Annotated in this window: 27 protein-coding genes and 2 pseudogenes; 15 read left to right on the plus strand and 14 right to left on the minus strand. The window is 61.0% G+C overall.

Going from position 1 to position 22,799, the window contains the following annotated elements; genetic code table 11:
* Nucleotides 1-11: 11 nt before the first annotated feature.
* Nucleotides 12-617, plus strand: coding sequence for a hypothetical protein (locus CXQ82_RS26215; protein WP_101272954.1), 606 nt, complete (start codon nt 12-14; stop codon nt 615-617).
* Between the two features lie 2 nt (nt 618-619).
* Here CXQ82_RS26215 and CXQ82_RS26220 read toward each other — a convergent pair whose 3' ends face one another.
* A complete protein-coding gene (locus tag CXQ82_RS26220; protein ID WP_101272955.1) occupies nt 620-1,576 on the minus strand; it encodes a MerR family transcriptional regulator in 957 nt (318 codons plus the stop codon).
* Nucleotides 1,577-1,791: 215 nt separating this feature from the next.
* Here CXQ82_RS26220 and CXQ82_RS26225 point away from each other — a divergent pair, with 215 nt between their 5' ends.
* The 7 genes and pseudogenes from CXQ82_RS26225 to CXQ82_RS32075 all read left to right on the plus strand — a co-directional run.
* Complete coding sequence (locus CXQ82_RS26225; protein WP_101272956.1) at nt 1,792-2,352, plus strand: antibiotic biosynthesis monooxygenase; 561 nt, start codon at nt 1,792-1,794, stop codon at nt 2,350-2,352.
* 57 nt (nt 2,353-2,409) lie between these two features.
* Complete coding sequence (gene folM / locus CXQ82_RS26230) at nt 2,410-3,120, plus strand: dihydromonapterin reductase (protein ID WP_101272957.1); 711 nt, start codon at nt 2,410-2,412, stop codon at nt 3,118-3,120.
* Between the two features lie 19 nt (nt 3,121-3,139).
* Nucleotides 3,140-3,700, plus strand: coding sequence for a GTP cyclohydrolase I FolE (gene folE, locus CXQ82_RS26235; protein ID WP_101272958.1), 561 nt, complete (start codon nt 3,140-3,142; stop codon nt 3,698-3,700).
* A gap of 2 nt (nt 3,701-3,702) precedes the next feature.
* Nucleotides 3,703-4,074 (plus strand): dihydroneopterin triphosphate 2'-epimerase, encoded by a 372-nt coding sequence (gene folX / locus CXQ82_RS26240; protein WP_033896194.1) that lies wholly within the window; start codon nt 3,703-3,705, stop codon nt 4,072-4,074.
* A 16-nt stretch (nt 4,075-4,090) separates the two neighbouring features.
* Entirely contained in the window at nt 4,091-4,387 is a 297-nt protein-coding gene (locus CXQ82_RS26245; protein ID WP_065908484.1) for a DUF1244 domain-containing protein, read from the plus strand.
* Nucleotides 4,380-4,721 carry a HopJ type III effector protein gene (locus CXQ82_RS26250; protein WP_101272959.1) on the plus strand — a complete coding sequence of 114 codons (342 nt, stop codon included), beginning with the start codon at nt 4,380-4,382 and terminating at the stop codon, nt 4,719-4,721. Before CXQ82_RS26245 ends, CXQ82_RS26250 begins: the two co-directional genes overlap by 8 nt.
* 292 nt (nt 4,722-5,013) lie before the next feature.
* Nucleotides 5,014-5,085, plus strand: a pseudogene (locus CXQ82_RS32075) (HopJ type III effector protein); the annotation flags it as partial.
* A gap of 545 nt (nt 5,086-5,630) precedes the next feature.
* On the opposite strand, the gene trxB reads toward CXQ82_RS32075, so the two are convergent.
* Together trxB and CXQ82_RS31515 are read right to left on the minus strand one after the other, a co-directional pair.
* On the minus strand, nt 5,631-6,593 hold the full coding sequence (trxB, locus tag CXQ82_RS26270; RefSeq protein ID WP_010206474.1) for a thioredoxin-disulfide reductase: 963 nt from the start codon (nt 6,591-6,593) through the stop codon (nt 5,631-5,633).
* Between the two features lie 127 nt (nt 6,594-6,720).
* Complete coding sequence (locus CXQ82_RS31515; RefSeq protein ID WP_163034674.1) at nt 6,721-6,876, minus strand: hypothetical protein; 156 nt, start codon at nt 6,874-6,876, stop codon at nt 6,721-6,723.
* Here CXQ82_RS31515 and cysZ point away from each other — a divergent pair.
* Nucleotides 6,875-7,639, plus strand: a complete 765-nt coding sequence (gene cysZ / locus CXQ82_RS26280) for a sulfate transporter CysZ (protein WP_101272960.1) — start codon at nt 6,875-6,877, stop codon at nt 7,637-7,639. The two genes, CXQ82_RS31515 and cysZ, sit on opposite strands and share 2 nt — an antisense overlap.
* A gap of 54 nt (nt 7,640-7,693) precedes the next feature.
* Entirely contained in the window at nt 7,694-8,872 is a 1,179-nt protein-coding gene (locus CXQ82_RS26285; protein ID WP_101272961.1) for a glycosyltransferase family 1 protein, read from the plus strand.
* 106 nt (nt 8,873-8,978) lie between these two features.
* Here the strand turns inward: CXQ82_RS26285 and CXQ82_RS26290 are convergent, their stop codons facing one another.
* The 7 genes from CXQ82_RS26290 to rplU form a co-directional block, all read right to left on the minus strand.
* Nucleotides 8,979-10,082, minus strand: coding sequence for an NADH:flavin oxidoreductase (locus CXQ82_RS26290; protein ID WP_101272962.1), 1,104 nt, complete (start codon nt 10,080-10,082; stop codon nt 8,979-8,981).
* A gap of 430 nt (nt 10,083-10,512) precedes the next feature.
* Nucleotides 10,513-10,995, minus strand: a complete 483-nt coding sequence (locus tag CXQ82_RS26295; RefSeq protein WP_101272963.1) for a glutathione peroxidase — start codon at nt 10,993-10,995, stop codon at nt 10,513-10,515.
* Nucleotides 10,996-11,096: 101 nt separating this feature from the next.
* Entirely contained in the window at nt 11,097-11,561 is a 465-nt protein-coding gene (locus tag CXQ82_RS26300; protein ID WP_101272964.1) for a CreA family protein, read from the minus strand.
* A gap of 15 nt (nt 11,562-11,576) precedes the next feature.
* Nucleotides 11,577-12,695 carry a glutamate 5-kinase gene (proB, locus tag CXQ82_RS26305; RefSeq protein WP_003176047.1) on the minus strand — a complete coding sequence of 373 codons (1,119 nt, stop codon included), beginning with the start codon at nt 12,693-12,695 and terminating at the stop codon, nt 11,577-11,579.
* Nucleotides 12,696-12,806: 111 nt separating this feature from the next.
* Nucleotides 12,807-14,030, minus strand: coding sequence for an Obg family GTPase CgtA (gene cgtA / locus CXQ82_RS26310; RefSeq protein WP_101272965.1), 1,224 nt, complete (start codon nt 14,028-14,030; stop codon nt 12,807-12,809).
* A 193-nt stretch (nt 14,031-14,223) separates the two neighbouring features.
* Entirely contained in the window at nt 14,224-14,481 is a 258-nt protein-coding gene (gene rpmA / locus CXQ82_RS26315; RefSeq protein WP_003176049.1) for a 50S ribosomal protein L27, read from the minus strand.
* A gap of 34 nt (nt 14,482-14,515) precedes the next feature.
* Nucleotides 14,516-14,830, minus strand: a complete 315-nt coding sequence (gene rplU, locus CXQ82_RS26320; protein WP_007950961.1) for a 50S ribosomal protein L21 — start codon at nt 14,828-14,830, stop codon at nt 14,516-14,518.
* Between the two features lie 239 nt (nt 14,831-15,069).
* On the opposite strand from rplU, the gene CXQ82_RS26325 reads away from it, so the two are divergent.
* From CXQ82_RS26325 to CXQ82_RS26335, 3 genes are all read left to right on the plus strand, one after another.
* Nucleotides 15,070-16,038, plus strand: coding sequence for a polyprenyl synthetase family protein (locus CXQ82_RS26325; RefSeq protein ID WP_032885595.1), 969 nt, complete (start codon nt 15,070-15,072; stop codon nt 16,036-16,038).
* A gap of 196 nt (nt 16,039-16,234) precedes the next feature.
* A complete protein-coding gene (locus CXQ82_RS26330) occupies nt 16,235-16,576 on the plus strand; it encodes a zinc ribbon domain-containing protein YjdM (protein WP_101272966.1) in 342 nt (113 codons plus the stop codon).
* 161 nt (nt 16,577-16,737) lie between these two features.
* The gene (locus CXQ82_RS26335) at nt 16,738-16,995 is read left to right on the plus strand and encodes a hypothetical protein (RefSeq protein WP_056858344.1); all 258 of its coding nucleotides are present in this window, start codon (nt 16,738-16,740) and stop codon (nt 16,993-16,995) included.
* 150 nt (nt 16,996-17,145) lie between these two features.
* On the opposite strand, the gene CXQ82_RS26340 is transcribed toward CXQ82_RS26335, so the two are convergent.
* The gene (locus CXQ82_RS26340; RefSeq protein ID WP_014719893.1) at nt 17,146-17,763 is read right to left on the minus strand and encodes an FKBP-type peptidyl-prolyl cis-trans isomerase; all 618 of its coding nucleotides are present in this window, start codon (nt 17,761-17,763) and stop codon (nt 17,146-17,148) included.
* Nucleotides 17,764-18,160: 397 nt separating this feature from the next.
* On the opposite strand from CXQ82_RS26340, the pseudogene CXQ82_RS32080 reads away from it, so the two are divergent.
* A pseudogene (locus CXQ82_RS32080) lies at nt 18,161-19,042 on the plus strand (methyl-accepting chemotaxis protein); the annotation flags it as partial.
* A gap of 198 nt (nt 19,043-19,240) precedes the next feature.
* Nucleotides 19,241-19,945: a methyl-accepting chemotaxis protein gene (locus CXQ82_RS32085; RefSeq protein ID WP_371318427.1), complete on the plus strand. Its 705-nt coding sequence runs from the start codon at nt 19,241-19,243 to the stop codon at nt 19,943-19,945.
* 125 nt (nt 19,946-20,070) lie between these two features.
* On the opposite strand, the gene CXQ82_RS26350 is transcribed toward CXQ82_RS32085, so the two are convergent.
* The 3 genes from CXQ82_RS26350 to CXQ82_RS26360 are packed head-to-tail and all read right to left on the minus strand — an operon-like array spanning nt 20,071 to nt 22,794.
* The gene (locus CXQ82_RS26350) at nt 20,071-20,439 is read right to left on the minus strand and encodes a glyoxalase superfamily protein (protein WP_101272968.1); all 369 of its coding nucleotides are present in this window, start codon (nt 20,437-20,439) and stop codon (nt 20,071-20,073) included.
* A gap of 29 nt (nt 20,440-20,468) precedes the next feature.
* Nucleotides 20,469-21,932: an amidohydrolase family protein gene (locus CXQ82_RS26355; protein ID WP_101272969.1), complete on the minus strand. Its 1,464-nt coding sequence runs from the start codon at nt 21,930-21,932 to the stop codon at nt 20,469-20,471.
* A 1-nt stretch (nt 21,933) separates the two neighbouring features.
* Entirely contained in the window at nt 21,934-22,794 is an 861-nt protein-coding gene (locus CXQ82_RS26360) for a MurR/RpiR family transcriptional regulator (RefSeq protein WP_101272970.1), read from the minus strand.
* Nucleotides 22,795-22,799 lie beyond the last annotated feature (5 nt).

The raw sequence follows: 22,799 nt of genomic DNA on the forward strand, positions 1-22,799 counted from the left end.
GAGCACGCCTCATGCAACGCGACGCACTTCTAACCCAGGACGAACTGGATTTTATCCAGATGATGCAGCACAACCCGCAGCTCAACCTACGGGATGCGTCGTCGAGCCTGACCGTCAACGGCGGTGCGCAAATTCGTGACTTGCTCACCCGGCTGGCCAGCCATGATCAGCTCACCATCCAGGCGCAGTTCGAAAACCAGCAACTGACCTTCCCCCTGCATCTGGTGGAAGACGAGTTCCATGCTGTGCATCTGCGCCTGGGTGTACCGACTATCTTTGAAGACGGGCCGATGATCCGCCCCTGGCGCCTGGCCCTTGAAACGCCGGTGGCGCTGGAAAACATCAAGGGCAGCGCGGGGCCCCTGTGGGTGCACGAGGTGTCATTCAAGGGTGTGCTGGTGGAAATTCGCGGCCGGATCAAGCCGCCGAAAACCTTTTCGCTGTGGTTCAGCCCCTCCGGGTACGAACGCATTGCCGTGCGTGGCACGCTGCAGCGCGAAACCGCCCGAGGCCTGTTTGCCTATGGCCTGGACCAGAGTGACAAGGACGAAACCGAGCGCCTGCGCCAGTTCATCCTGCATCGGCACCGGCTGATCCACCCCGAAGTTCACGCCTGAATTCAGGTGTCCAGGCTGCCGCGCAGAAACTGCTGCAAGCGGTGTTGCATCGAGCGCCCTTCATTGCCCAGGCAACCGATGGATGAGCCCGCCAGGTGTTCTTCGGCCATATCCGACGCATCCCCGGCCAGCAGCAGCGGGCAGTTCAGGGTCAGGGCCAGGCGCTTGAGGCGCAATGGCAACTCAGCGCCGGGTGAGCGATTGGAGAACAGCACCAGCGCGCGCGGCTGGGTTTTCTCGCACACCAATGTCAACTCATCAAACGGTTGACCGGCGGCAAACACTTTCACCGCCAGCTCTTCGGAGCCGAGCAACACACCCGCCACCAGCAACTCCAGCTCCCGGCACTCGCCGGCAATGGCCGCCAATAACACCCGAGGTGTCGCCGAAGCACTGGCCTGATGCAGGCGTTGCGCAAGGCGGGCGCGCAGGAAGGCGTCGAAGAACAACCACTCGCTGGCCTGGCCGAAGCGCCCCTGATGACGCAGCAGTTGCTGCCATAGCGGCATGAGAATGCTCTGGAACACCACCGCGATCGGGTAGGCGGCGAAGATCTGGCCATACAGGCGATCCAACTGGCGGTCGTCAAAGGCGCCGATTGCCAGGCGCAACTGCTCTTGCCACTGGGCCCATTCGCGCTCGGTATCGATCCGCGAGGGTGTCGCGGGCTCCCTGTACAGGGCGTCACGCGCGAGGATCTTGCCCACTTTGCTCACGGCGACGCCGCGCTCGATCCAGTCGAGAACGCGATGCACGGTGTCGATGTCGGTGCTCGAATACAACCGATGCCCGCTTTCGGTGCGAATGGGCTGGATCAGGCCATAACGACGCTCCCAGGCGCGCAAGGTGACCGGGTTTACACCCGTCAATCGGGAGACTTCACGAATCGGAAAAAGATCATCGATGCCAGCGACGCTGTCGTGCGCTGTTTCGTGATGAGGAGCAGTAATTTCGGGCATCAGAGGCTGGAAAACATCCGTGTCGAGGTGGGGTTCATTTAACGCCTAATCGTGCACCGGATTCAAGTTGCACAGCTAACCGACCAAAGTATCTGGCGTATTTCGCTGAAACAGGAATAATCCTTGCCTGTTTTTTAGCGCAGCGGCATCACCCCGCCGCTGCGTTTGTGCGCCACCTACCCGGTTCAGCGCACCCGTCTATCTGGAGATACACAATGTCTACCTCACCCGTCACCTTGATGGTTGCGCGCCGCGTGGCCAAAGGTCGCTATGAAGAACTGATGGCCTGGCTGCGCGAAGGCGAGCAATTGGCCACCGACTTCCCCGGTTACCTGGGTTCGGGCGTTCTCGCGCCGCCGCCCAACGATGATGAATTCCAGATTATTTTCCGCTTCGCCGATGGCAAGACCCTGCATGCCTGGGAGTTTTCCGCGTCGCGCAGTGCGTGGCTGAGCCGTGGCAGCGAGCTGTTTGCCGACCCGTCCGAACACCGCGTCAGCGGCATCGACGGCTGGTTTGGCGCGGTAGGCGCGCGGCCGCCACGCTGGAAACAGGCGGTGGCTATCTGGCTGGCGTTTTTCCCGGTGTCGTTGCTGTTCAACTTCGTGCTGGGGCCGTTGCTCGGCGGGCTGGACCTGGTGCCGCGCGTGCTGGTCAGCACAATGGCGCTGACGCCGCTGATGGTTTACTGGTTTATCCCGTTGTCGACACACCTGCTAGCCAACTGGCTACACCCCACACCACCACCGCGCAAGGCCACCGAAGCCGCCGCGTGAGTACAGGGGCGGCCGCTCGCTGGTATAGTTTCACTCTGCCAGTGACGCGAGCCCCCCATGACTTCCACCCCTGCCCCGATCCTGATCACCGGTGCCGGCCAACGTGTCGGCCTGCATTGCGCCCAGCGCCTGCTGGACGAGGGCCAACCGGTGATTTTCAGCTACCGCAGCGAACGCCCCGGCGTGCAGGCCCTGCGCGAGCGCGGCGCGGTGGGAATATTTGCCGACTTCTCCACGGAGGCGGGGATTCTGGCGTTTATTGACGAGCTGCATACCCACACTCAATGCCTGCGCGCGATTGTCCACAACGCCTCGGCCTGGGTCGCTGAAACACCCGGCGACGAAAGCCGCGCCTTTACCGATATGTTCAGCGTGCACATGCTTGCGCCGTACCTGATCAACCTGCATTGTTCACCCTTGCTGCAACGCTCGACACCTGCCGATATCGTGCATATCAGCGATGACGTGGTGCGCAAGGGCAGCCGCCAGCACATCGCCTATTGCGCTACCAAGGCCGGGCTCGACAGCCTCACGCTGTCGTTTGCCGCGCAGTTTGCGCCGCTGATCAAGGTCAACGGCATCGCCCCGGCGATGGTGATGTTCAACGCAAACGACGACGCGGCCTATCGCACCAAGGTACTGGCCAAGTCCGCGCTGGGCATCGAGCCCGGGCCCGAGGTGATCTACCAGAGCCTGCGTTACCTGCTGGACAACCCCTATGTCACCGGTACCACCCTGGCCGTCAACGGCGGGCGGCATATCAAGTAAGCCGTTTTGAGGATGTTGTATGACCTTATCCCTGCCCCAACACTACCGCGAGATCCTCAAAGGCCTGGGCGAAGACCCGGAGCGAGAAGGCTTGCTCGATACCCCCAAGCGCGCCGCCAAGGCCATGCAGTACCTGTGTCATGGCTACGAGCAGAACCTGGAAACCATCGTCAACGGCGCGCTGTTCGCGTCCGATAACGACGAGATGGTGATCCTCAAGGACATCGAGCTGTACTCGCTCTGCGAGCACCACCTGCTGCCCTTTATCGGCAAGGCCCACGTGGCCTATATTCCGACCGGCAAGGTGCTTGGCCTGTCGAAGCTGGCGCGCATCGTCGACATGTTCGCCCGGCGCCTGCAGATCCAGGAAAACCTCACGCGACAGATCGCCGACGCCATCCAGGAAGTGACCCAGGCCGCCGGCGTGGCCGTGGTGATCGAGGCCAAGCACATGTGCATGATGATGCGCGGCGTGGAAAAACAGAATTCAACCATGAACACCTCGGTGATGCTCGGCGCGTTCCGCGAGTCGAACACCACCCGCATGGAGTTCCTGCAACTGATTGGACGGAGCAAGTAGCAATGCCACAACTTCAACCAGGCATGGCGCGCATCCGGGTCAAGGACCTGTGCCTGCGCACCTACATCGGCATCAACGAGGACGAGATCCTCAACAAGCAGGATGTGCTGATCAACCTGACCATCCTGTATGCCGCCCAGGAAGCCGTGCGCGACAACGATATCGACCACGCGCTGAACTACCGCACCATCACCAAGGCCATCATCGCCCACGTCGAAGGTAACCGCTTCGCCCTGCTGGAGCGCCTGACCCAGGAACTGCTGGACCTGGTGATGGGCAACGAATCGGTGCTGTACGCCGAAGTCGAGGTGGACAAGCCCCATGCACTGCGTTTTGCCGAGTCGGTATCGATTACCCTCGCGGCCAGCCGCTGACATTCAAGTGAGCCCTATGAACGACCAACAACGCCTCGAACTCGAAGCCGCCGCCTTCCGCCGTCTGGTGGCGCACCTGGACAGCCGCAAGGATGTGCAGAACATCGACCTGATGAACCTCTCGGGCTTCTGCCGCAACTGCTTGTCCAAGTGGTACAAGGCCGAGGCCGATGAGCGCCACATCGAGCTGAGCCTCGATGACGCCCGTGAAGTGGTGTACGGCATGCCGTACGCCGAATGGAAAGCCCAATACCAGAAAGAAGCCAGCGCCGACCAACAGGCCGCGTTCGCCAAAGGAAAAACCCATGACTGACCTGAACACCCTGCGCGCCAGCCTCAACAGCGGCGAACATGTTTTTGCCGACACCCTGGCGTTTGTCGCTGCCGGTTACGACTACCAGCCGCAAGCTTTCACCAATGGCGACGTGGAAAACGCTGCGGGCCAGAACGAGGGTTCGTGCAAGACCTTGGGTTTGGCGCTGCTGGAAGGCTTGAGCGATCAGGAAGCGCTGTTGGCGTTTGGTGAGCATTACCGTTCGGTGGTGGCCACGCCAGAGGGCAATGACCACAGCAATATCCGCGCACTGATCGCACAGGGTTTGGCCGGTGTGAAGTTTGCCGCGCAGCCGCTAACTCGCAAATCCTGAGCCAAACACCGATCAAAATGTGGGAGGGGGCTTGCCCCCGAAAGCGCAGTGTCAGTCAACGAGTATGTGTCTGATAGATCGCATTCGCGAGCAAGCCCGCTCCCACATTTATCCGCGCACTGATCGCACAGGGTTTGGCCGGTGTGAAGTTTGCGACACAGCCCCTGACCCGCAGATCCTGAGTCAAACACCGATCAAAATGTGGGAGCGGGCTTGCTCGCGAAAGCGCAGTGTCAGTCAACGAGTATGTGTCTGATAGGTCGCATTCGCGAGCAAGCCCGCTCCCACATTTATCCGCGCACTGATCGCACAGGGTTTGGCTGGCGTGAAGTTTGCCGCGCAGCCTCTGACCCGCAAATCCTGAGTCAAACACAGATCAAAATGTGGGAGCGGGCTTGCTCGCGAAAGCGCAGTGTCAGTCAACGAGTATGTGTCTGATAGATCGCATTCGCGAGCAAGCCCGCTCCCACATTTATCCGCGCACTGAGCGCGCAGGGTTTGGCCGGTGTGAAGTTTGCGACACAGCCCCTGACCCGCAGATCCTGAGTCAAACACCGATCAAAATGTGGGAGCGGGCTTGCTCGCGAAAGCGCAGTGTCAGTCAACGAGTATGTGTCTGATAGGTCGCATTCGCGAGCAAGCCCGCTCCCACATTTATCCGCGCACTGATCGCGCAGGGTTTGGCCGGTGTGAAGTTTGCGACACAGCCCCTGCCCCGCAAATCCTGAGTCAAACACCGATCAAAATGTGGGAGGGGGCTTGCCCCCGAAAGCGCAGTGTCAGTCAACGAGTATGTGACTGATAGATCGCATTCGCGAGCAAGCCCGCTCCCACATTTGAACTGCGGCGATGATCAAATCGCGAGCATAAAAAAACCGGCCTCTCACCCGGTTTTTTTATTTCAACGGTTTAGAACGAAGCGTCTTTCAGGCCGTCGAGGTAACGCTCGGCATCCAGGGCCGCCATGCAACCGGCGCCGGCCGAGGTGATGGCCTGGCGGTACACGTGGTCGGCCACGTCGCCGGCAGCGAAGATACCTTCGATGTTGGTGGCCGTCGCGTTGCCTTCACGGCCGCCTTGCACGACCAGGTAACCGTCTTTGGCTTCCAGCACGCCTTCGAACAGCGAGGTGTTCGGCGTGTGGCCGATGGCGATGAACACGCCGTCGACTTTCAACTCGTCGAAGCTGCCGTCGTTGTTCTTCAGGCGAGCGCCGGTCACGCCCATATTGTCGCCCAGGACTTCGTCCAAGGTGGCGTTGAGCTTGAGGATGATCTTGCCTTCAGCCACGCGGGCATGCAGCTTGTCGATCAGGATTTTCTCGGCGCGGAAAGTCTCGCGACGGTGGACCAGGGTCACGGTGCTGGCGATGTTGGCCAGGTACAGCGCCTCTTCCACGGCAGTGTTGCCACCACCGACCACGGCGACCGGCTTGTTACGGTAGAAGAAACCGTCGCAGGTGGCGCAGGCGGAAACGCCCTTGCCCATGAACGCTTCTTCCGACGGCAGGCCCAGGTAGCGGGCGCTGGCGCCGGTGGCGATGATCAGTGCGTCACAGGTGTACACGCCGCTGTCGCCGGTCAGGCTGTAAGGCTTCTTGGAGAAGTCGACCTGGTTGATGTGATCAAACACGATCTCGGTTTCAAAACGCTCGGCGTGTTCTTTCATACGCTCCATCAACACCGGGCCGGTCAGGCCGTGGACGTCGCCCGGCCAGTTGTCGACTTCAGTGGTGGTGGTCAACTGACCGCCCGCCTGCATGCCGGTGATCAGCAGCGGCTTGAGGTTGGCGCGGGCGGCGTAGACAGCAGCGCTGTAACCGGCAGGGCCGGAACCGAGAATAATCACTCGCGAATGACGGGTATCAGACATGACTCACTCCTGTCGACCGCCCGGACAACAAGGCGGCTGGAATAAAAAAGGACCGCGAAGCACTTGGGGAAGGCTTGAACTCGCGAGTCCTGAAAATAATGGGTGCAGCGTATAGAGGGGGGCAAGATTAAGGAAATACGGAATAACAATCCAGCTCATAGGTGGTCTCTATGCAGTCGACCCGGTTAATCGACGCCTTTGTTACTGCTGATGTCGCCGCTTTCGCCTTGAATGTAAAGCCGGTAAGGTCGGCGCGTTCGCCATCCTGCTCGGAGTTCTCCATGCCCGCCCCTGTTCTTTCCGGCCCGCAATACCTGCGCGAAGGCCTCAAACTGGTGTTGAGCCCCGGCCTGCGCCTGTTTGTACTGCTGCCGCTGGCAATCAACCTGGTGCTGTTCGTCGGCTTGATCTATTTCGCCGGCCATCAGTTCAGCCTGTGGGTCGATCATCTGATGCCGACACTGCCCAACTGGCTGAGCTTCCTGAATTACCTGCTATGGCCATTGTTTGTGGTGCTGGTGGTGCTGATGGTGTTTTTCACCTTCACCATGCTCGCCAACATCATCGCCGCGCCATTCAACGGTTTTCTCTCGGAGAAAGTCGAAGTGGTGGTGCGCGGCACCGACGACTTCCCGGCCTTCAGCTGGGGCGAACTGATCGCCATGGTGCCACGCACCCTGGCCCGGGAAATGCGCAAGCTGGGCTACTTCCTGCCACGGGCCATCGGCCTGTTTATCCTGTCGTTCATTCCGGTGGTCAACCTGATCGCTGCGCCGCTGTGGCTGCTGTTCGGGGTGTGGATGATGGCCATCCAATACATCGACTACCCGGCCGACAACCACAAGCTGGGCTGGAACGAAATGCTCGCCTGGCTGCGCCAGAAACGCTGGCAGAGCATGAGTTTTGGCGGCATCGTCTACCTGGTGCTGCTGGTGCCGGTGGTCAACCTCTTGATGATGCCGGCAGCGGTGGCCGGCGCCACGTTGTTCTGGGTACGTGAGCAAGGTGCCGAGGCGATGGCAGCGCCCAAGGTGACCCAGTCATAAATCCATCATCTGGATGACACACTGGCGACATGGCCCACGGCGACACTGTGGGTCATGACGACAGCTTCGCTCCACATCACCCTGATCACCGAAACCTTCCCGCCTGAGATCAACGGGGTGGCCAATACCCTTGGCCGCCTGTGCGAGGGTTTGCGCGCCCGTGGCCATCAGGTGGAGCTGGTTCGCCCGCGCCAGGGTGTCGACCAGAGCCGGCCCAGCGACAATGACTTATTGCTCTGCCGTGGCTGGCCGCTGCCGGGTTACCCGGGCCTGCAATGGGGCCAGTCGTCGATGCACAAATTGCTGCGCCGCTGGACGCGCCAACGCCCCGACGTGCTGTACATCGCCACCGAAGGTCCGCTGGGGCTGTCGGCCTTGCGGGCGGCGCGGCGCCTGGGCATCAGCGTGGTCAGTGGCTTTCATACCAATTTCCAACAGTACTCGAACCAGTACGGCCTGAGTTTGCTCAGCCGCCTGGTCACGCACTACCTGCGTTGGTTTCACAACCGCTCGACCTTGACCCTGGTGCCCAGTGCCAGCCAGCGCCTGGAGCTGGAGCGTCGGCATTTCGAGCGTTTGGGGATGTTGTCACGCGGGGTCGATAGCCAGCTGTTCCACCCGGCCAAACGTGACAACGTTTTGCGCGAAAGCTGGGGCCTGGAAAACGACGATATTGCGATTTTGCATGTCGGGCGCCTGGCCCAGGAAAAGAACCTCGGGCTGCTCAAGCGATGCTTTGACGCAGTGCAGGCGACTTATCCACAGCGCCGACTGAAACTGATCGTCGTAGGCGACGGCCCGCAGCGCACGCTGCTGGAGCGCGAGCTGCCCGAGGCCGTGTTCTGCGGCACCCAGCGCGGCGAAGAGCTGGCGCGGCACTACGCCTCGGGGGATCTGTTCCTGTTCCCCAGCCTGACTGAAACCTTCGGCAATGTGGTGCTGGAAGCCATGGCGTCCGGGCTCGGCGTGGTGGCTTACGACCAGGCCGCCGCCACGCAGCATATTCGCCATGGCTACAACGGCGTGCTGGCCATGCCGGGGGATGAGGAGGCATTTTGCGACGCGGCCATTTGGCTGCTGGAGGAGCGCGAAACCCTGCGCAGGGCCCGGCTGAATGCCCGGCAGCATGCGAGCCGCCAGGGTTGGCCGGCGATTATCGAGCAGTTCGAACACCAACTTCGCGGTGCGTGCGGCGAGCAGACGACGATTGCAGGGGCATCGAACCTGATCTGACAGGCGTGGTGACGCTCAGATCGTCATCGCGGGCAAGCCCGGCTCCCACATTGGAGTGCATTTCCCTGTGGGAGCCGGGCTTGCCCGCGACGGCGTCAGACGACGCTTACACCAGACTCGTCAACGCCTCACGACTGAACGGCAGGATGTCGCCCTCGCGACCTTCGCGCACCTTCACCGCCCAATCCGGATCCACCAGCAGCGCACGGCCGACGGCAACCAGGTCAAACTCGTCGTTGTTCAGGCGCTCCAGCAGTTTTTCCAGGCTCGCAGGCTGCGCGACCTTGTCGGTATTGACCATGAACTGCAGGAATTCGCCATCCAGGCCGACGCTGCCCACGGTAATGGTCGGCTTGCCGGTGAGCTGGCGCGTCCAGCCGGCCAGGTTGAGGTCGGAACCTTCGAATTCCGGCTCCCAGAAACGACGGGTGGAGCAGTGGAAAATATCCACACCGGCGTCGGACAATGGCTTGAGGAACTCACCCAGTGCCTCAGGGGTTTGCACCAGGCGCGCGGTGTAGTCCTGCTGCTTCCACTGCGAGAAACGCAGAATGATCGGGAAATCCGCGCCCACGGCGGCGCGGGTGGCCTGGATCAGCTCGATGGCAAAACGCGAGCGGTTGGCCAGGCTGCCACCGTATTCGTCGGTGCGCTGGTTGCTGCCTTCCCAGAAGAACTGGTCCACCAGGTAGCCGTGGGCACCGTGGATCTCCACGCCGTCCATGCCGATGCTTTGGGCGTCCTTGGCGGCTTTGGCGAAGGCGTTGATCACGTCCTTGATGTCCTGGGCGGTCATGCCGTGGACGACCACGTTGCCGTCCTTGAGCTTTTCCATCGGGCCGTAGGCCGGCACGCTGGCGTCAGGCTCAGTGCCAATACGGCGCACGCTGCCCACGTGCCACAGTTGCGGGACGATCTTGCCGCCTTCGGCGTGCACGGCGTCGACGACTTTCTTCCAGCCGGCCAAGGCCGCCTCACCGTAGAAATGCGGGACGTTAGGGTAACCATTCGAGGCCGGGTGATTGACCACGGTGCCTTCGGTGATGATCAGGCCCACACCGGCAGCCGCACGGCGGCGGTAGTACTCGATGACCTTGGAATTGGGCACCCCGCCCGGGGAGAACGAACGGGTCATTGGCGCCATGACCACACGGGTCGACAGTTGCAATGCACCGAGCTGGAAGGGTTTGAACAGCGCTTGGACGGGCATGGGAGCACTCCACAGGAGAGGGGTTTATGATGTGGATAATATGAGCAGTGGGCCGTGCTGAATAGCACTATTGATCTGGGTGATTAAGGGGTAAAAGTGGCGGAACTGAACCGCCACGCATCCCTGCGGAGCGCCCCTATGCGGCGAGCAGGCTTCTGTGGCGAGCGGGCTTGCCCGCGTTGGGGTGCGAAGCAGCCCCAAAGGCATTGCGTTTTGTCTGAGGGAAAGCGGGGATTTTAGAGGGGGCTGCTGCGCAGCCCAACGCGGGCAAGCCCGCTCGCCACAGAAAGCCCGCTTGCTACAGAAAGCCTGCTTGTCACAGAGGCCCGCTTGTCACAGAAAGCCCGCTTGTTACAGAAAGTCTGCTTGTCACAGAGGCCCGTTGGGCACAGAAAGCCCGCTTGCTACAGAAACCCGCAAGCCTTGAGGGTTAGCTCAGGGCTTTTTCGATGGCCTGGACGATGGTCGGGTCATCCGGTGGGGTGCGCGGCGAGAAGCGAGCGAGCACTCGCCCATCCTTGCCGAGCAGGAACTTCTCGAAATTCCAGGTGATATCCCCTGGAAACTCCGCGCCCTCACCCGCCAGCAGGCGGTACAGCTGGTGACGATCAGGGCCGTTCACGTCGAGTTTGCTGCCCAGCGGGAATGTAACCCCATAGTTCAGGCTACAGAACTCACGGATTTCTTCCTCGGTGCCCGGCTCCTGGCCAGCAAACTGGTTGCAAGGCAGGCCAAGCACGGTAAACCCCTGATCCTTGTACTGCTGATAGAGGTTTTCCAGCGCCGCGTATTGCGGGGTCAAGCCACATTTGGAGGCCACGTTGACCACCAGCACTACTTGCCCCTTGAAGGGCGCCAGCGGCAGCTCTTGTCCGTCCAAAGCTTTGAGTTTCAGGTCGTGGAAAGCACTCATGACGAACTCCAGATATCCGATGTTCTTAGCAAAGCTGCGTTTCGAGATTACAACCCGCAAGCCTGCAATCATAGACGCCGATTACAAAACCCGCCTGCGAGTTACTGAGCGGTAGGCCACGGCAAAATCGGAATCGCCGTCACCGCATTCTGCGGGCTGCCTTCGATCAAGCGGTCGCTGTAGACCAGGTACACCAGGGTATTGCGCTTCTTGTCGAGGAAACGCACCACCTGCATGGTCTTGAACACCAGGGAGGTGCGCTCCTTGAACACTTCGTCGCCATCCTTGAGGTCGCCCTTGAAGCGAATCGGCCCGACCTGACGGCAGGCAATCGACGCCTCGGCACGGTCTTCAGCCAGGCCCAGGCCGCCTTTGACGCCGCCAGTCTTGGCACGGGACAAGTAGCACGTCACGCCATCAACCTTGGGGTCATCGAACGCCTCGACCACGATGCGATCGTTGGGGCCGACGAACTTGAATACCGTCGACACCTGGCCGATCTCTTCGGCGGACGCCAGCAGCGGCATGGCCAGCAGCAGGCCGAGCAATCCCTTCATCACACGCATGGTGTATTCCTTTGGTTAGACCAGGATCAGGTTATCGCGGTGAACCAGTTCCGGTTCGGCCATGTAACCCAAGAGTCCGACAATCGCGTCAGACGATTGTCCAATAATTTTCTGTGCTTCCAAGGCGCTGTAGTTGGCCAGGCCACGGGCGATCTCACGACCGTCCGGCGCCACGCACACCACCATCTCGCCACGACGGAAGCTACCCTGCACCAACTTGACGCCTACCGGTAGCAGGCTCTTGTTGCCTTGGGACAGCGCCGATACGGCGCCATCGTCCAGTACCAGGGTGCCACGGGTCTGCAGGTGACCGGCCAGCCACTGTTTGCGCGCCGCGAGCATGCCGCGCTCCGGTGACAGCAGCGTACCGATGCGCTCACCGGCCTTGAGGCGGTCCAGCACACGTTCGATGCGCCCACCGACGATGATCGTATGCGCACCGGAACGTGCCGCCAGGCGCGCAGCACGCAGTTTGGTCTGCATGCCGCCACGGCCCAGGGCACCGCCGACACTGCCGGCCACGGCGTCCAGCGCCGGGTCATCGGCGCGGGCTTCATAAATAAGCTGGGCGTCGGGGTTGTTGCGCGGGTCGGCGTCGAACATGCCGTCACGGTCGGTGAGGATCACCAGCAGGTCGGCTTCCACCAGGTTGGCCACCAGCGCGGCCAGGGTGTCGTTGTCGCCGAAGCGGATTTCGTCGGTGACCACCGTGTCGTTCTCGTTGATCACCGGGATCACCTTGAGCTCCACCAGCGCACGCAAGGTACTGCGGGCGTTGAGGTAGCGCTTGCGGTCGGACAGGTCGTCGTGGGTCAGCAGGATCTGCGCCGTGTGGCGGCCGTGCTCGGCAAAGCTGGATTCCCAGGCTTGCACCAGGCCCATCTGGCCGATGGCGGCGGCGGCTTGCAGCTCATGCATCGCGCTGGGTCGCGCGGTCCAGCCGAGGCGGCTCATCCCGGCGGCAACAGCCCCGGACGACACCAGCACCAACTCGACACCCGCCTCATGCAAGGCCACCATCTGCTCGACCCAGACGCTCATGGCTGCGCGATCCAGCCCCTTGCCATCCGCCGTCAGCAGCGCACTTCCGATCTTCACGACCCAGCGCTGCGCACCTGTCACTTTGCTCCGCATCATCTTCAACCTTAGAGTGAGGGCTGCGCGACCCAGCGCGGCCCATAACGTTAAACCCGGATACTAAAACGCCGCTCGATAAGGAGCGGCGTTCAAGTTTATCGCAACGAATCAGTCGCGCACGTAAATGATTTCCGGACCGTCTTCATCATCCACGTCTTCTTCGTCCCAATCATCGTCACCGATATCATGGACCGACTTCACGCCGCTGCGGCGCAGGGCACGCTGGTCGTCCAGGGCTTGCAGCTGGGCGCGGGCTTCGTCTTCGATCTGCTGGTCGAGTTCGGCCAGTTCGGCCTTGAACACCGGGTCGGCCGCCAGGCGGTCGGCGCGGTCTTCCAGGTAGCGCATGATGTCGCGGGTCAAGCGCTCGGTGCCTTCTTTGGCGATGGCCGAGATCACGTAGACCGGACCTTCCCACTCCAGGCGATCAACGATTTCCTTGACGCGCTCCTCGTGCTCTTCCTCGAGGATCTGGTCGCACTTGTTCAGCACCAACCAGCGATCGCGTTCGGCCAGGGCCGGGCTGAACTTGGTCAGCTCGCTGACGATCACTTCGGCGGCGTCCGGTGCGCTGGTTTCATCCAGCGGCGCCATGTCGACGAGGTGCAGCAGCAAACGGGTACGCGACAAGTGCTTGAGGAAGCGAATCCCCAGGCCTGCGCCGTCGGAAGCGCCTTCGATCAGGCCCGGAATGTCGGCGATCACGAAGCTTTTCCAGCGGTCGACGCTGACCACACCGAGGTTTGGCACCAGGGTGGTGAACGGGTAGTCGGCGACTTTCGGCTTGGCGGCCGAGACCGAACGGATAAAGGTACTTTTGCCAGCGTTCGGCAGGCCCAACAGGCCTACGTCGGCGAGTACTTTCATTTCCAGCTTCAGGTCACGCTGCTCGCCGGGCTTGCCAGGGGTGGTCTGGCGTGGCGCACGGTTGGTACTGGACTTGAATCGGGTGTTACCCAGACCGTGCCAGCCGCCCTGTACAACCATCAGCTTCTGGCCGGCCTTGGTCAGGTCGCCAATCACTTCCTGGGTAGCGGAGTCGATGATCGTGGTGCCGACCGGTACGCGCAGTACCAGGTCTTCGCCTTTTTTACCGGTGCAGTCGGTGCTGCCGCCGTTGGAGCCACGCTCGGCATCGAAGTGCCGGGTGTAACGGTAGTCGACCAGGGTGTTGAGGTTTTCGTCGGCCATCATGTAGATGGAACCGCCGTCACCGCCGTCACCGCCGTTGGGGCCACCGTTTTCGATGAACTTTTCGCGACGGAAACTCATGCAACCGTTACCGCCGTCGCCTGCTTTTACTCGGATGGAAACTTCATCAACGAACTTCATAACAAAACGCCCCTCGCCGCACGGACGAGCTTAAAAAACCAAGACATAAGACTCTTGCAAAAATGAGCGTAGAGACCTCTATCAGCACCTGCAAATCCAGCGCTGGAGCCCATCACAAACAGCTTTGCAAGAGACTCACCCCACAAACGAAAAAGCCCCGTCGCGAGACAGGGCTTTTCCAGCGATCGCGCAATTAAGCGGCGACAACGCTCACGTAACGGCGGTTGAACGCGCCTTTTACTTCAAACTTGATCACGCCTTCGATTTTAGCGAAGAGGGTGTGATCTTTACCCATGCCAACACCGTAACCGGCGTGGAATTGGGTGCCGCGCTGACGCACGATGATGTTGCCCGGAATGATTTTCTGGCCGCCATACATCTTCACGCCAAGGCGTTTGGCTTCTGAGTCGCGACCGTTACGGGTACTACCACCAGCTTTTTTGTGTGCCATGAGTCAATTCTCCTAGTGAGGAATTAGGCTGAAATTAAGCCTGAATACCGGTGATTTTGATCTCGGTGTACCACTGGCGGTGGCCCATACGCTTCATGTGGTGCTTACGACGACGGAACTTGATGATGCGGACTTTATCGTGACGACCTTGGGAGATCACTTCAGCCACAACGGTAGCGCCAGCAACAACTGGAGCGCCGATGTTCACGTCATCGCCATTGGCGACCAACAGAACGCGATCAAAGGTAACGGATTCGCCAGTAGCGACTTCCAGTTTTTCGATCTTCAGGTATTCACCTGGGGCGACCTTGTATTGCTTGCCACCAGTAACAATTACTGCGTACGACATGGTATTTCTCCGATAATCCTGCTCACCCAGCGCTTTATAAGAAAAGGTATTGGCTGGCATGGCTGCATGGGATGGACGTCCCGAATGCAATTGCGTAAGGCAGGTGCTGCCCAGGAAGTTCAGGGTGCGCGATTGTACGCAAGCTATAAGAGGCTTGCAAGTGGCTGTCTATCGCGCCTTGACACTACGGGGTCAGGGTCCTAGCATGCCGCGCAACCCTTCTGGAGCGACTGTCGCTGATGCAACCCCAAGCTTTCTACCGCGCGGTCGCGGACGATTTTAGCGCCGTCGACGGCATCATCAAGCAGCAGCTGACGTCTAAAGTGCCGCTGGTCTCCAAAATTGGCGACTATATTACGTCGGCGGGCGGTAAACGCCTGCGTCCTTTATTAGTGTTGCTGTGTGGCAAGGCCCTGGGCCGCGAAGGCGATGACCTGCGCCTGCTGGCCGCTACCATCGAATTCCTGCACACCGCCACCCTGCTGCATGACGACGTGGTCGACATGTCCGGCATGCGCCGTGGCCGCGAGACCGCCAATGCGATGTGGGGCAACGCCCCGAGCGTACTGGTGGGCGACTTCCTGTACTCGCGCTCGTTCGAAATGATGGTCGAGCTGGGCTCGATGCCGGTGATGAAGATTCTTTCACAGGCCACGCGCATCATCGCCGAAGGCGAAGTGTTGCAGCTGTCGAAAGTCCGCGACGCCAGCACCACTGAAGAAACCTATATGGAAGTGATTCGCGGCAAAACCGCGATGCTCTTCGAAGCCTCGACCCACAGCGCCGCCGCCCTGTGTGGCGCCACCGCCGAACAGGCCGAAGCGCTGCGCACCTTTGGCGATCACCTGGGCGTGGCCTTCCAACTGGTAGACGACCTGCTCGACTACCGTGGCGATGCGGAAACCCTGGGCAAGAACGTCGGTGACGACCTCGCCGAAGGCAAGCCGACCCTGCCACTGATCTACACCATGCGCGAAGGTACGCCGGAACAGGCGGCCCTGGTGCGCAAGGCGATCCAGAAAGGCGGCATCGAAGACCTGGAAAGCATCCGCGCTGCCGTGGAAGCCTCGGGCTCGCTGGACTACACCGCGCAACTGGCGCGTGACTACGTGGCCCGTGCAATCAAGTGCCTGGAAGCCCTTCCAGCCAGCGAATACCGGGACGCCCTGGTTGAGCTGAGTGAGTTTGCGGTCGCGCGTACTCACTAAGTCAGACCTGCAAACGCAGACCAATGTGGGAGGGGGCTTGCCCCCGATAGCGGTAGATCAGCCAGCCTCTGTATAGACTGGCACACCGTCATCGGAGGCCAGCCCCCTCCCACATTTAGATTTCATACAACCTGTAAGACCACAAAACCCTATATAATGTGCGACTTTTAGTCATCCTGACTCTCAAGGAGCTTTAGTGAGCACGTTGCCACCCTGCCCGAAATGTAATTCCGAATACACCTACGAAGACGGCGCCCAGCTGATCTGCCCGGAATGCGCCCACGAGTGGTCCGCCAATGCCGAAGCTGACGTGGCGGGCGACGAAACCGTGAAGAAAGACTCTGTAGGCAATGTCCTGCAGGACGGCGACACCATCACCGTGATCAAGGACCTCAAGGTCAAGGGCACCTCCCTGGTGGTCAAGGTCGGCACCAAGGTCAAGAACATCCGCCTGTGCGACGGCGACCACGATATCGATTGCAAGATCGACGGTATCGGCCCAATGAAACTCAAGTCCGAGTTCGTGCGCAAAGTCTGAATCCGTTGCTTCCATCCCGCGCCCGCCGCGGGATGGCGTTTTGCCCTCCCGTTTGACCGATCTCAATATCCACACAGAAAAACCCGGAAATCGCCAATAGGCACTTGCTATTCTACGAATAAGAATTATTCTCATTGAAACTCATCAAGGAGATGCGACCCATGACTTATTTGATAGATGCCTGGCTGGACCGCCCACACCCCTACCTGCGGATCCTGCATCGGGAAACCGGTGAAGTCTGTGCTGTGCTGGAAGAAGAAGCGCTGAGTGAACTGCAGGACCAGGGCGACCTGGACGTAAACGGCCTGAGCTCGAGTGAACCCGGTGTGCTGAAAGAGGTGGTGCGTAACTTGTTTCTGTTCTGCTATGCCCGAGCGTTGCGCCCGGCGACAGAGCTCAATGGCAAGTTTCATCCATGAGCCACTACGCAAAACCTGTGGTTGTGGGTCTTATGTGGGAGCGGGCTTGCTCGCGAAAGCGGAGTGTCAGCTACAGATAAGCTGACAGATCCAACGCCTTCGCGAGCAAGCCCGCTCCCACACAAGCCCAGCACCCACAGTCAGCAGGTCTTACAGAACGTCGAGCAGCTCGACGTCGAACACCAGAACGCTGTGCGGCGGGATGCTGCCAACGCCTTGAGCGCCGTAAGCCAGTTCGCTCGGCACGTACAGACGCCATTTGCTGCCGGCATTCATCAGTTGCAGGGCTTCGGTCCAGCCGGCGATCACGCCGCCTACCGGGAATTCTGCAGGCTGGCCACGCTCGTAGGAGCTGTCGAACACAGTGCCGTCGATCAGGGTGCCGTGGTAGTGGGTGCGCACTTGGTCTTCGCGGGTCGGCTTGGCGCCGGTACCTGCAGTCAACACTTCAAATTGCAGGCCGGAAGCCAGGGTGGTGATGCCATCACGCTTGGCGTTTTCAGCCAGGAATGCCAGGCCAGCACCCGCTGCTGCTTCGGCCTTGGCCGCCGCTTCGGCTTGCATGATTTCGCGGATGACTTTGAAGCTGGCAGCCATTTGCTCTTGATCAACACGGCTTGGCTGGCCGGCGAACGCGTCGGTCAGGCCTGCCAGGATGGCGTCCAGGCTCACACCCGGTGGCGGGTTGTCGCGCAGTTGGTCGCCCAACTGACGGCCGATACCGTAGCTGACGCGGGTTTCGTCGGTGGACAGATTAACTTCGGACATGAAGAGGCTCCGCTGTAGGGCTGCGCTGAAAACACCGGTTTCCTGCGCCGCCCAGAACTAAAAGGGCCAGCAGACTAGCACACAAGACCCGCTCCTGATGAGCCCCCCTCGGCAGCGCACCCGCCTGATGGCGACCCTTCGTCGCACCTGTGAGAAAAGCATTTCAGATTCATTTCTTGCCGCCGATAAAGGCCTACAAACATTGGCTGGCTCAAACAACAACACCGTCCAGCAAACAGACATCATTCTTGCGGAGCATTCGATGAACAGCTGGTTCGGTAACATCAGCGTCAACCTCAAACTGGGCCTGGGCTTCGGCCTGGTGCTTGTCCTCACCTCGATCCTGGCCCTCACCGGCTGGACCAGCCTGGGCGGTCTGATCGACCGCAGTAATTGGATGAGCGACATCACCCAGCTCAACGCCTCGCTGACCAAGCTGCGCATCGTGCGCCTGCAATACATGCTGGCCAACGGCGACGAAGCCGTGGCGCAGAACGTACAGACCAACCTGGATGCCTTCGCTGCCAAGCAACAGAAACTCCTGGACACCTTTAAGAGCCCGGAAAACCTCAAGCTGCTCAACGAGCAGAAAGCCATCATTACCGCGTATCAGCAATCCCTGAACAAAATGCGCGAGGCCTACCGTAACGGCAACGCGTCGCGCCAAGTGATGGGCGACAAGGCTGACATAGCCAACGCACAGATCAACGCGCTGGAAACCAGCGTCAAGCAAATGCCTGACAGTGCGGAGCACCTTGCACAGTTCCAGGCCGTGGCCGACGCCAAGATGCAATTCCAGCTGGCTCGCTACGAAGTACGCGGCTACACCGGCAACGTCAACGCGGATACCGAAGCCCGCGCCGCCGCACAGATTGAAAAAGCCATCGCCGGCTTGAAGGACCTCAGCGCGGCATTCGGCGCCAGCCAGCAGAGCGCGTTGACCGCACTGGAAACCGCTCTTGGTGCCTATCGCACGGCCGTACAGAACTACAAGGCGGCCAACGCCAACATCGTGTCTGCCCGTGCGGAAATGACCACACAGGGTGCCGATATTGTCACCATCAGCGACAAGCTCTACGACATCCAACTGGATCGCCGTGATGCCGAAAGCGCCCAGGCCCGCAGCCTGCAATTGATCAGCACGTTGCTCGCCCTGCTGGTAGGCGTCATTGCCGCCCTGGTGATTACCCGCCAGATTACCCGCCCAATCCAGGAAACCCTGGCTGTCGTGGAGCGCATTGCTTCGGGCGACCTGAGCCACAACATCCAGGTGACCCGCCGCGACGAACTGGGCGTGCTGCAACAAGGCATCCAGCGCATGGGCACCACGTTGCGCGAACTGATCAGCGGCATCCGCGACGGCGTCACCCAGATTGCCAGCGCCGCTGAAGAGCTGTCGGCCGTGACCGAGCAGACCAGCGCCGGCGTCAACAGCCAGAAGATCGAGACCGACCAGGTCGCCACCGCCATGCATGAAATGACTGCGACCGTACAGGAAGTGGCACGCAACGCCGAGCAGGCCTCCCTGGCCGCCGCCGATGCTGACGGCCAGGCCCGCGCTGGCGACAAAGTGGTGGCCGAAGCCATCGCCCAGATCGAACGCCTGGCGGCCGAAGTGGCGCGCTCCACCGACGCCATGACGCACCTGCAACAAGAGAGCAACAAGATCGGCAGCGTGATGGACGTGATCAAGGCCGTAGCCGAACAGACCAACCTGCTGGCCCTCAACGCCGCGATCGAAGCGGCCCGTGCCGGTGAAGCCGGTCGTGGGTTTGCCGTGGTGGCCGACGAAGTGCGTGGCCTGGCCCAGCGCACACAGAAGTCCACCGAAGAAATCGAAGGCCTGGTCGCCGGTTTGCAGAACGGCACCCAGCAAGTCGCCAACGTGATGAACAACAGCCGCAGCCTCACCGACAGCAGCGTCGAACTGACGCGCAAGGCCGGTGTGTCCCTGGAGAACATCACCCGTACGGTGTCGAACATCCAGTCGATGAACCAGCAGATCGCCGCCGCCGCCGAGCAACAAAGCGCCGTGGCCGAAGAGATCAGCCGCAGCATCGTCAATGTGCGTGACGTGTCGGAACAGACCGCTACCGCGAGTGACGAGACGGCAAAATCGAGTGTGGAACTGGCGCGTTTGGGTAGCCAGTTGCAGCAGATGGTCAGCCACTTCCGGGTTTAACAAACCAAAAGGCCGCCTCTCAGGTGCACGTCAGTGTTCCTGTGAGGCGGCAACCCCAGCCGCAAACTGGGATTGCAAAAAAAACCGCCTATCAAGGCGGTTTTTTATTACCTGCGATTTGCCCTTCAGCCCTCGCCTTCCTCGACAAACACCACCCGATTGCCGAATGGGTCCTTGATGCTCATCTCCCGCGAGCCCCAGGGCGTTGCCTCAACTTCAGGCTTGGCATAACGGTAGTCCTTGCCCTGCAATTGCTGCTGGTATGCGTCCACGCCTTGCGCCTGAATCCGCACTGCCGCCCCTGGCGAAGCATCGCCATGGTGCTCGGACAGATGCAGCACGCAGTCACCCAACGACACTTGCAGATACAAGGGGAAATTCGCCTCGAAGCGATGCTGCCAATCGACCTTGAACCCCAGGAAGTCGACGTAGAACTCCAACGCCTTGGCCTCGTCGAAAATGCGCAAAATGGGGGTGACTTTTCCTAAGTGCATGGCAACCGCTCCGTGTATGAAAGCGCCCACTATAGAGGCGAAAACCCACTACGCAAATCCCCGCTACGCGCCAGGAACCGCCCCGACCGCTGACCATTCGCCTGCCCGTCGCTATAGCTCAACACCCCGTTTACCCACACCCCCTCAATGCCCTCTGCCGCGCGCTGCGGCTGTTTGAAATCTGCCACATCGCGTACCCGCAGCGGGTCGAACAACACCAGGTCGGCCCAGTGCCCTGCGCGCACTTCACCGCGCTCAGCCAGACCGAATCGCGCGGCCGACAGGCCCGTCATCTTGTGCACCGCCGTGTGCAACGGAAACAACCCGACATCCCGGCTGAAATGCCCCAACACCCGTGGAAATGCGCCCCACAAACGCGGGTGCGGAAACGGGTCTTCCGGCAACCCATCCGAGCCCACCATTGACAACGGATGCGCGAGGATACGTCGTACATCCGCCTCGTCCATGCCGTAGTACACCGCCCCCGCCGGTTGCAGGCGACGTGCTGCGTCCATCAGCGAAACGTCCCACTCGGCGGCGATGTCCTGCAAGTCGCGCCCGCCTACTTCCGGGTGCGGCGTGGACCAGGTAATAGTGATACGAAATGCATCGGTGACTTGCTTGAGATCCAGGGTCGAAGAACTGGCCGCATACGGATAGCAATCACAACCCACCGGGTGGGTTTTCGCCGCTAGCTCAAGGGCCGCCAGCAGCTGCGGACTACGCCCCCAGTTACCCGCGCCGGCACATTTAAGGTGGGAAATGATCACCGGCGCCTTGGCATGCCGGCCAATCAGGAAGGCCTCGTCCATCGCCTCCAGCACCGGCTCGAACTCGCTGCGCAAATGGGTGGTGTATACCGCGCCGAAGGCCGTGAGTTCTTCACTCAGTTGCAGCACCTCATCGGTGTCGGCATTGAACGCGCTGGCGTAGGCCAGGCCGGTGGATAAACCCAGGGCGCCAGCCTCCAGGCTTTGTTGCAATTGCACGCGCATGGCGGCAATTTCAGCCGGGCTGGCGGTGCGGTGCAGGTCGTCCATATGGTTACTGCGCAGCGCTGTGTGGCCGATCAACGCCGCGACGTTGACGGCCGGGTGAGCGTTTTCTACGGCGGCGCGGTAATCGGCAAAACGCGGGTAGGTGAATGCTTCGCGCTTGCCCAGCAGGTTCATCGGGTCCGGCGGCTCGCTGCGCAAACTCACCGGCGATGCGCTGATGCCGCAGTTGCCGACAATCACCGTGGTCACGCCCTGGCTGAGCTTGGGCAGCATCTGCGGGTGGCGGATCACCACGGTGTCGTCGTGGGTGTGCACGTCGATAAACCCCGGTGCCAGCACGCGGCCCGTGCCATCGATTTCATGCGTGGCCTGCGCGGTTGCCAGGTCGCCGATCGCTTCGATGCGCCCGTCGCGCAAGCCCACATCGGCGACATAACCTGGCGTGTTGCTGCCATCTATGATCAGCGCCTGGCGAATCAGCGTGTCGTACTTCATATCAGTCTCCAAGCGGCAGGCTGTCGGGGCCGCCGCGATAATCGTCCAGGGCCAGCTTGATCCGGCGCAGGCGCTCCTGGTTGTCGTCGGGCATGGCCAGCGCCAGCTCGGTGGCGAGCAGGTCGATGGCCAGCAGCATGCCGTAGCGCGCCGCCGTGGGTTTGTAGATAAAACTGGTTTCGGCCGGTTGCAGCGGCAGCACCACATCCGCCAATTGGGCCAAGGGTGAGTCGGCCAGGGTGATGGCGATGATGCGCGCGTCGTAGTTGCGCGCCAGTGCCACCACGTCCAGCAACTCGGGGGTGCGGCCGGTGAGCGAGCAGACGATCAGCGCGTGCTCGGGGCCCAACGTGGCGGCCGTGACACGCATCATCAGCGGGTCATGACTGGCTGCAATCGGGTAACCCAGACGCACCAGGCGCACCTGCAATTCGTCGCTGCACAGGCTCGATGGGCCGCCCATGCCGAACGCGTGAATCATCCGCGCCTTGCCGAGCAGGCTGACCGCATCCACAAAGCTGGCCTGATTAAAACCCGACAGGTGCTGACGCAAGGTCGCTTCAATGTCACCGAGGATCTGCCGGTGAAACGCCGACTGCTCCGGCAACCCCGCCGGGTCGAGGAAACGACTGCCGACGCCACTGGCCTGCGCCAATTGCAGGCGCAAGTCGCGCAAATCACGGCAACCCACGCTGCGGGCAAACCGCGACAAAGTGGCCGTGCTGACCTCGGCGCGCTGCGACAACTCTTCCAGGCTGGCCGACGCGGCAAAGCCCACGTCATCCAGCATCAGCTTGGCGATACGCCCTTCGCCGGCGCTGAAAGAGGCCTGGCGGGCGCGGATCTGGTAGAGGATGTCCATGGGGG

It is taken from the genome of Pseudomonas sp. S09G 359 (assembly GCF_002843605.1).
Lineage (GTDB): Bacteria > Pseudomonadota > Gammaproteobacteria > Pseudomonadales > Pseudomonadaceae > Aquipseudomonas.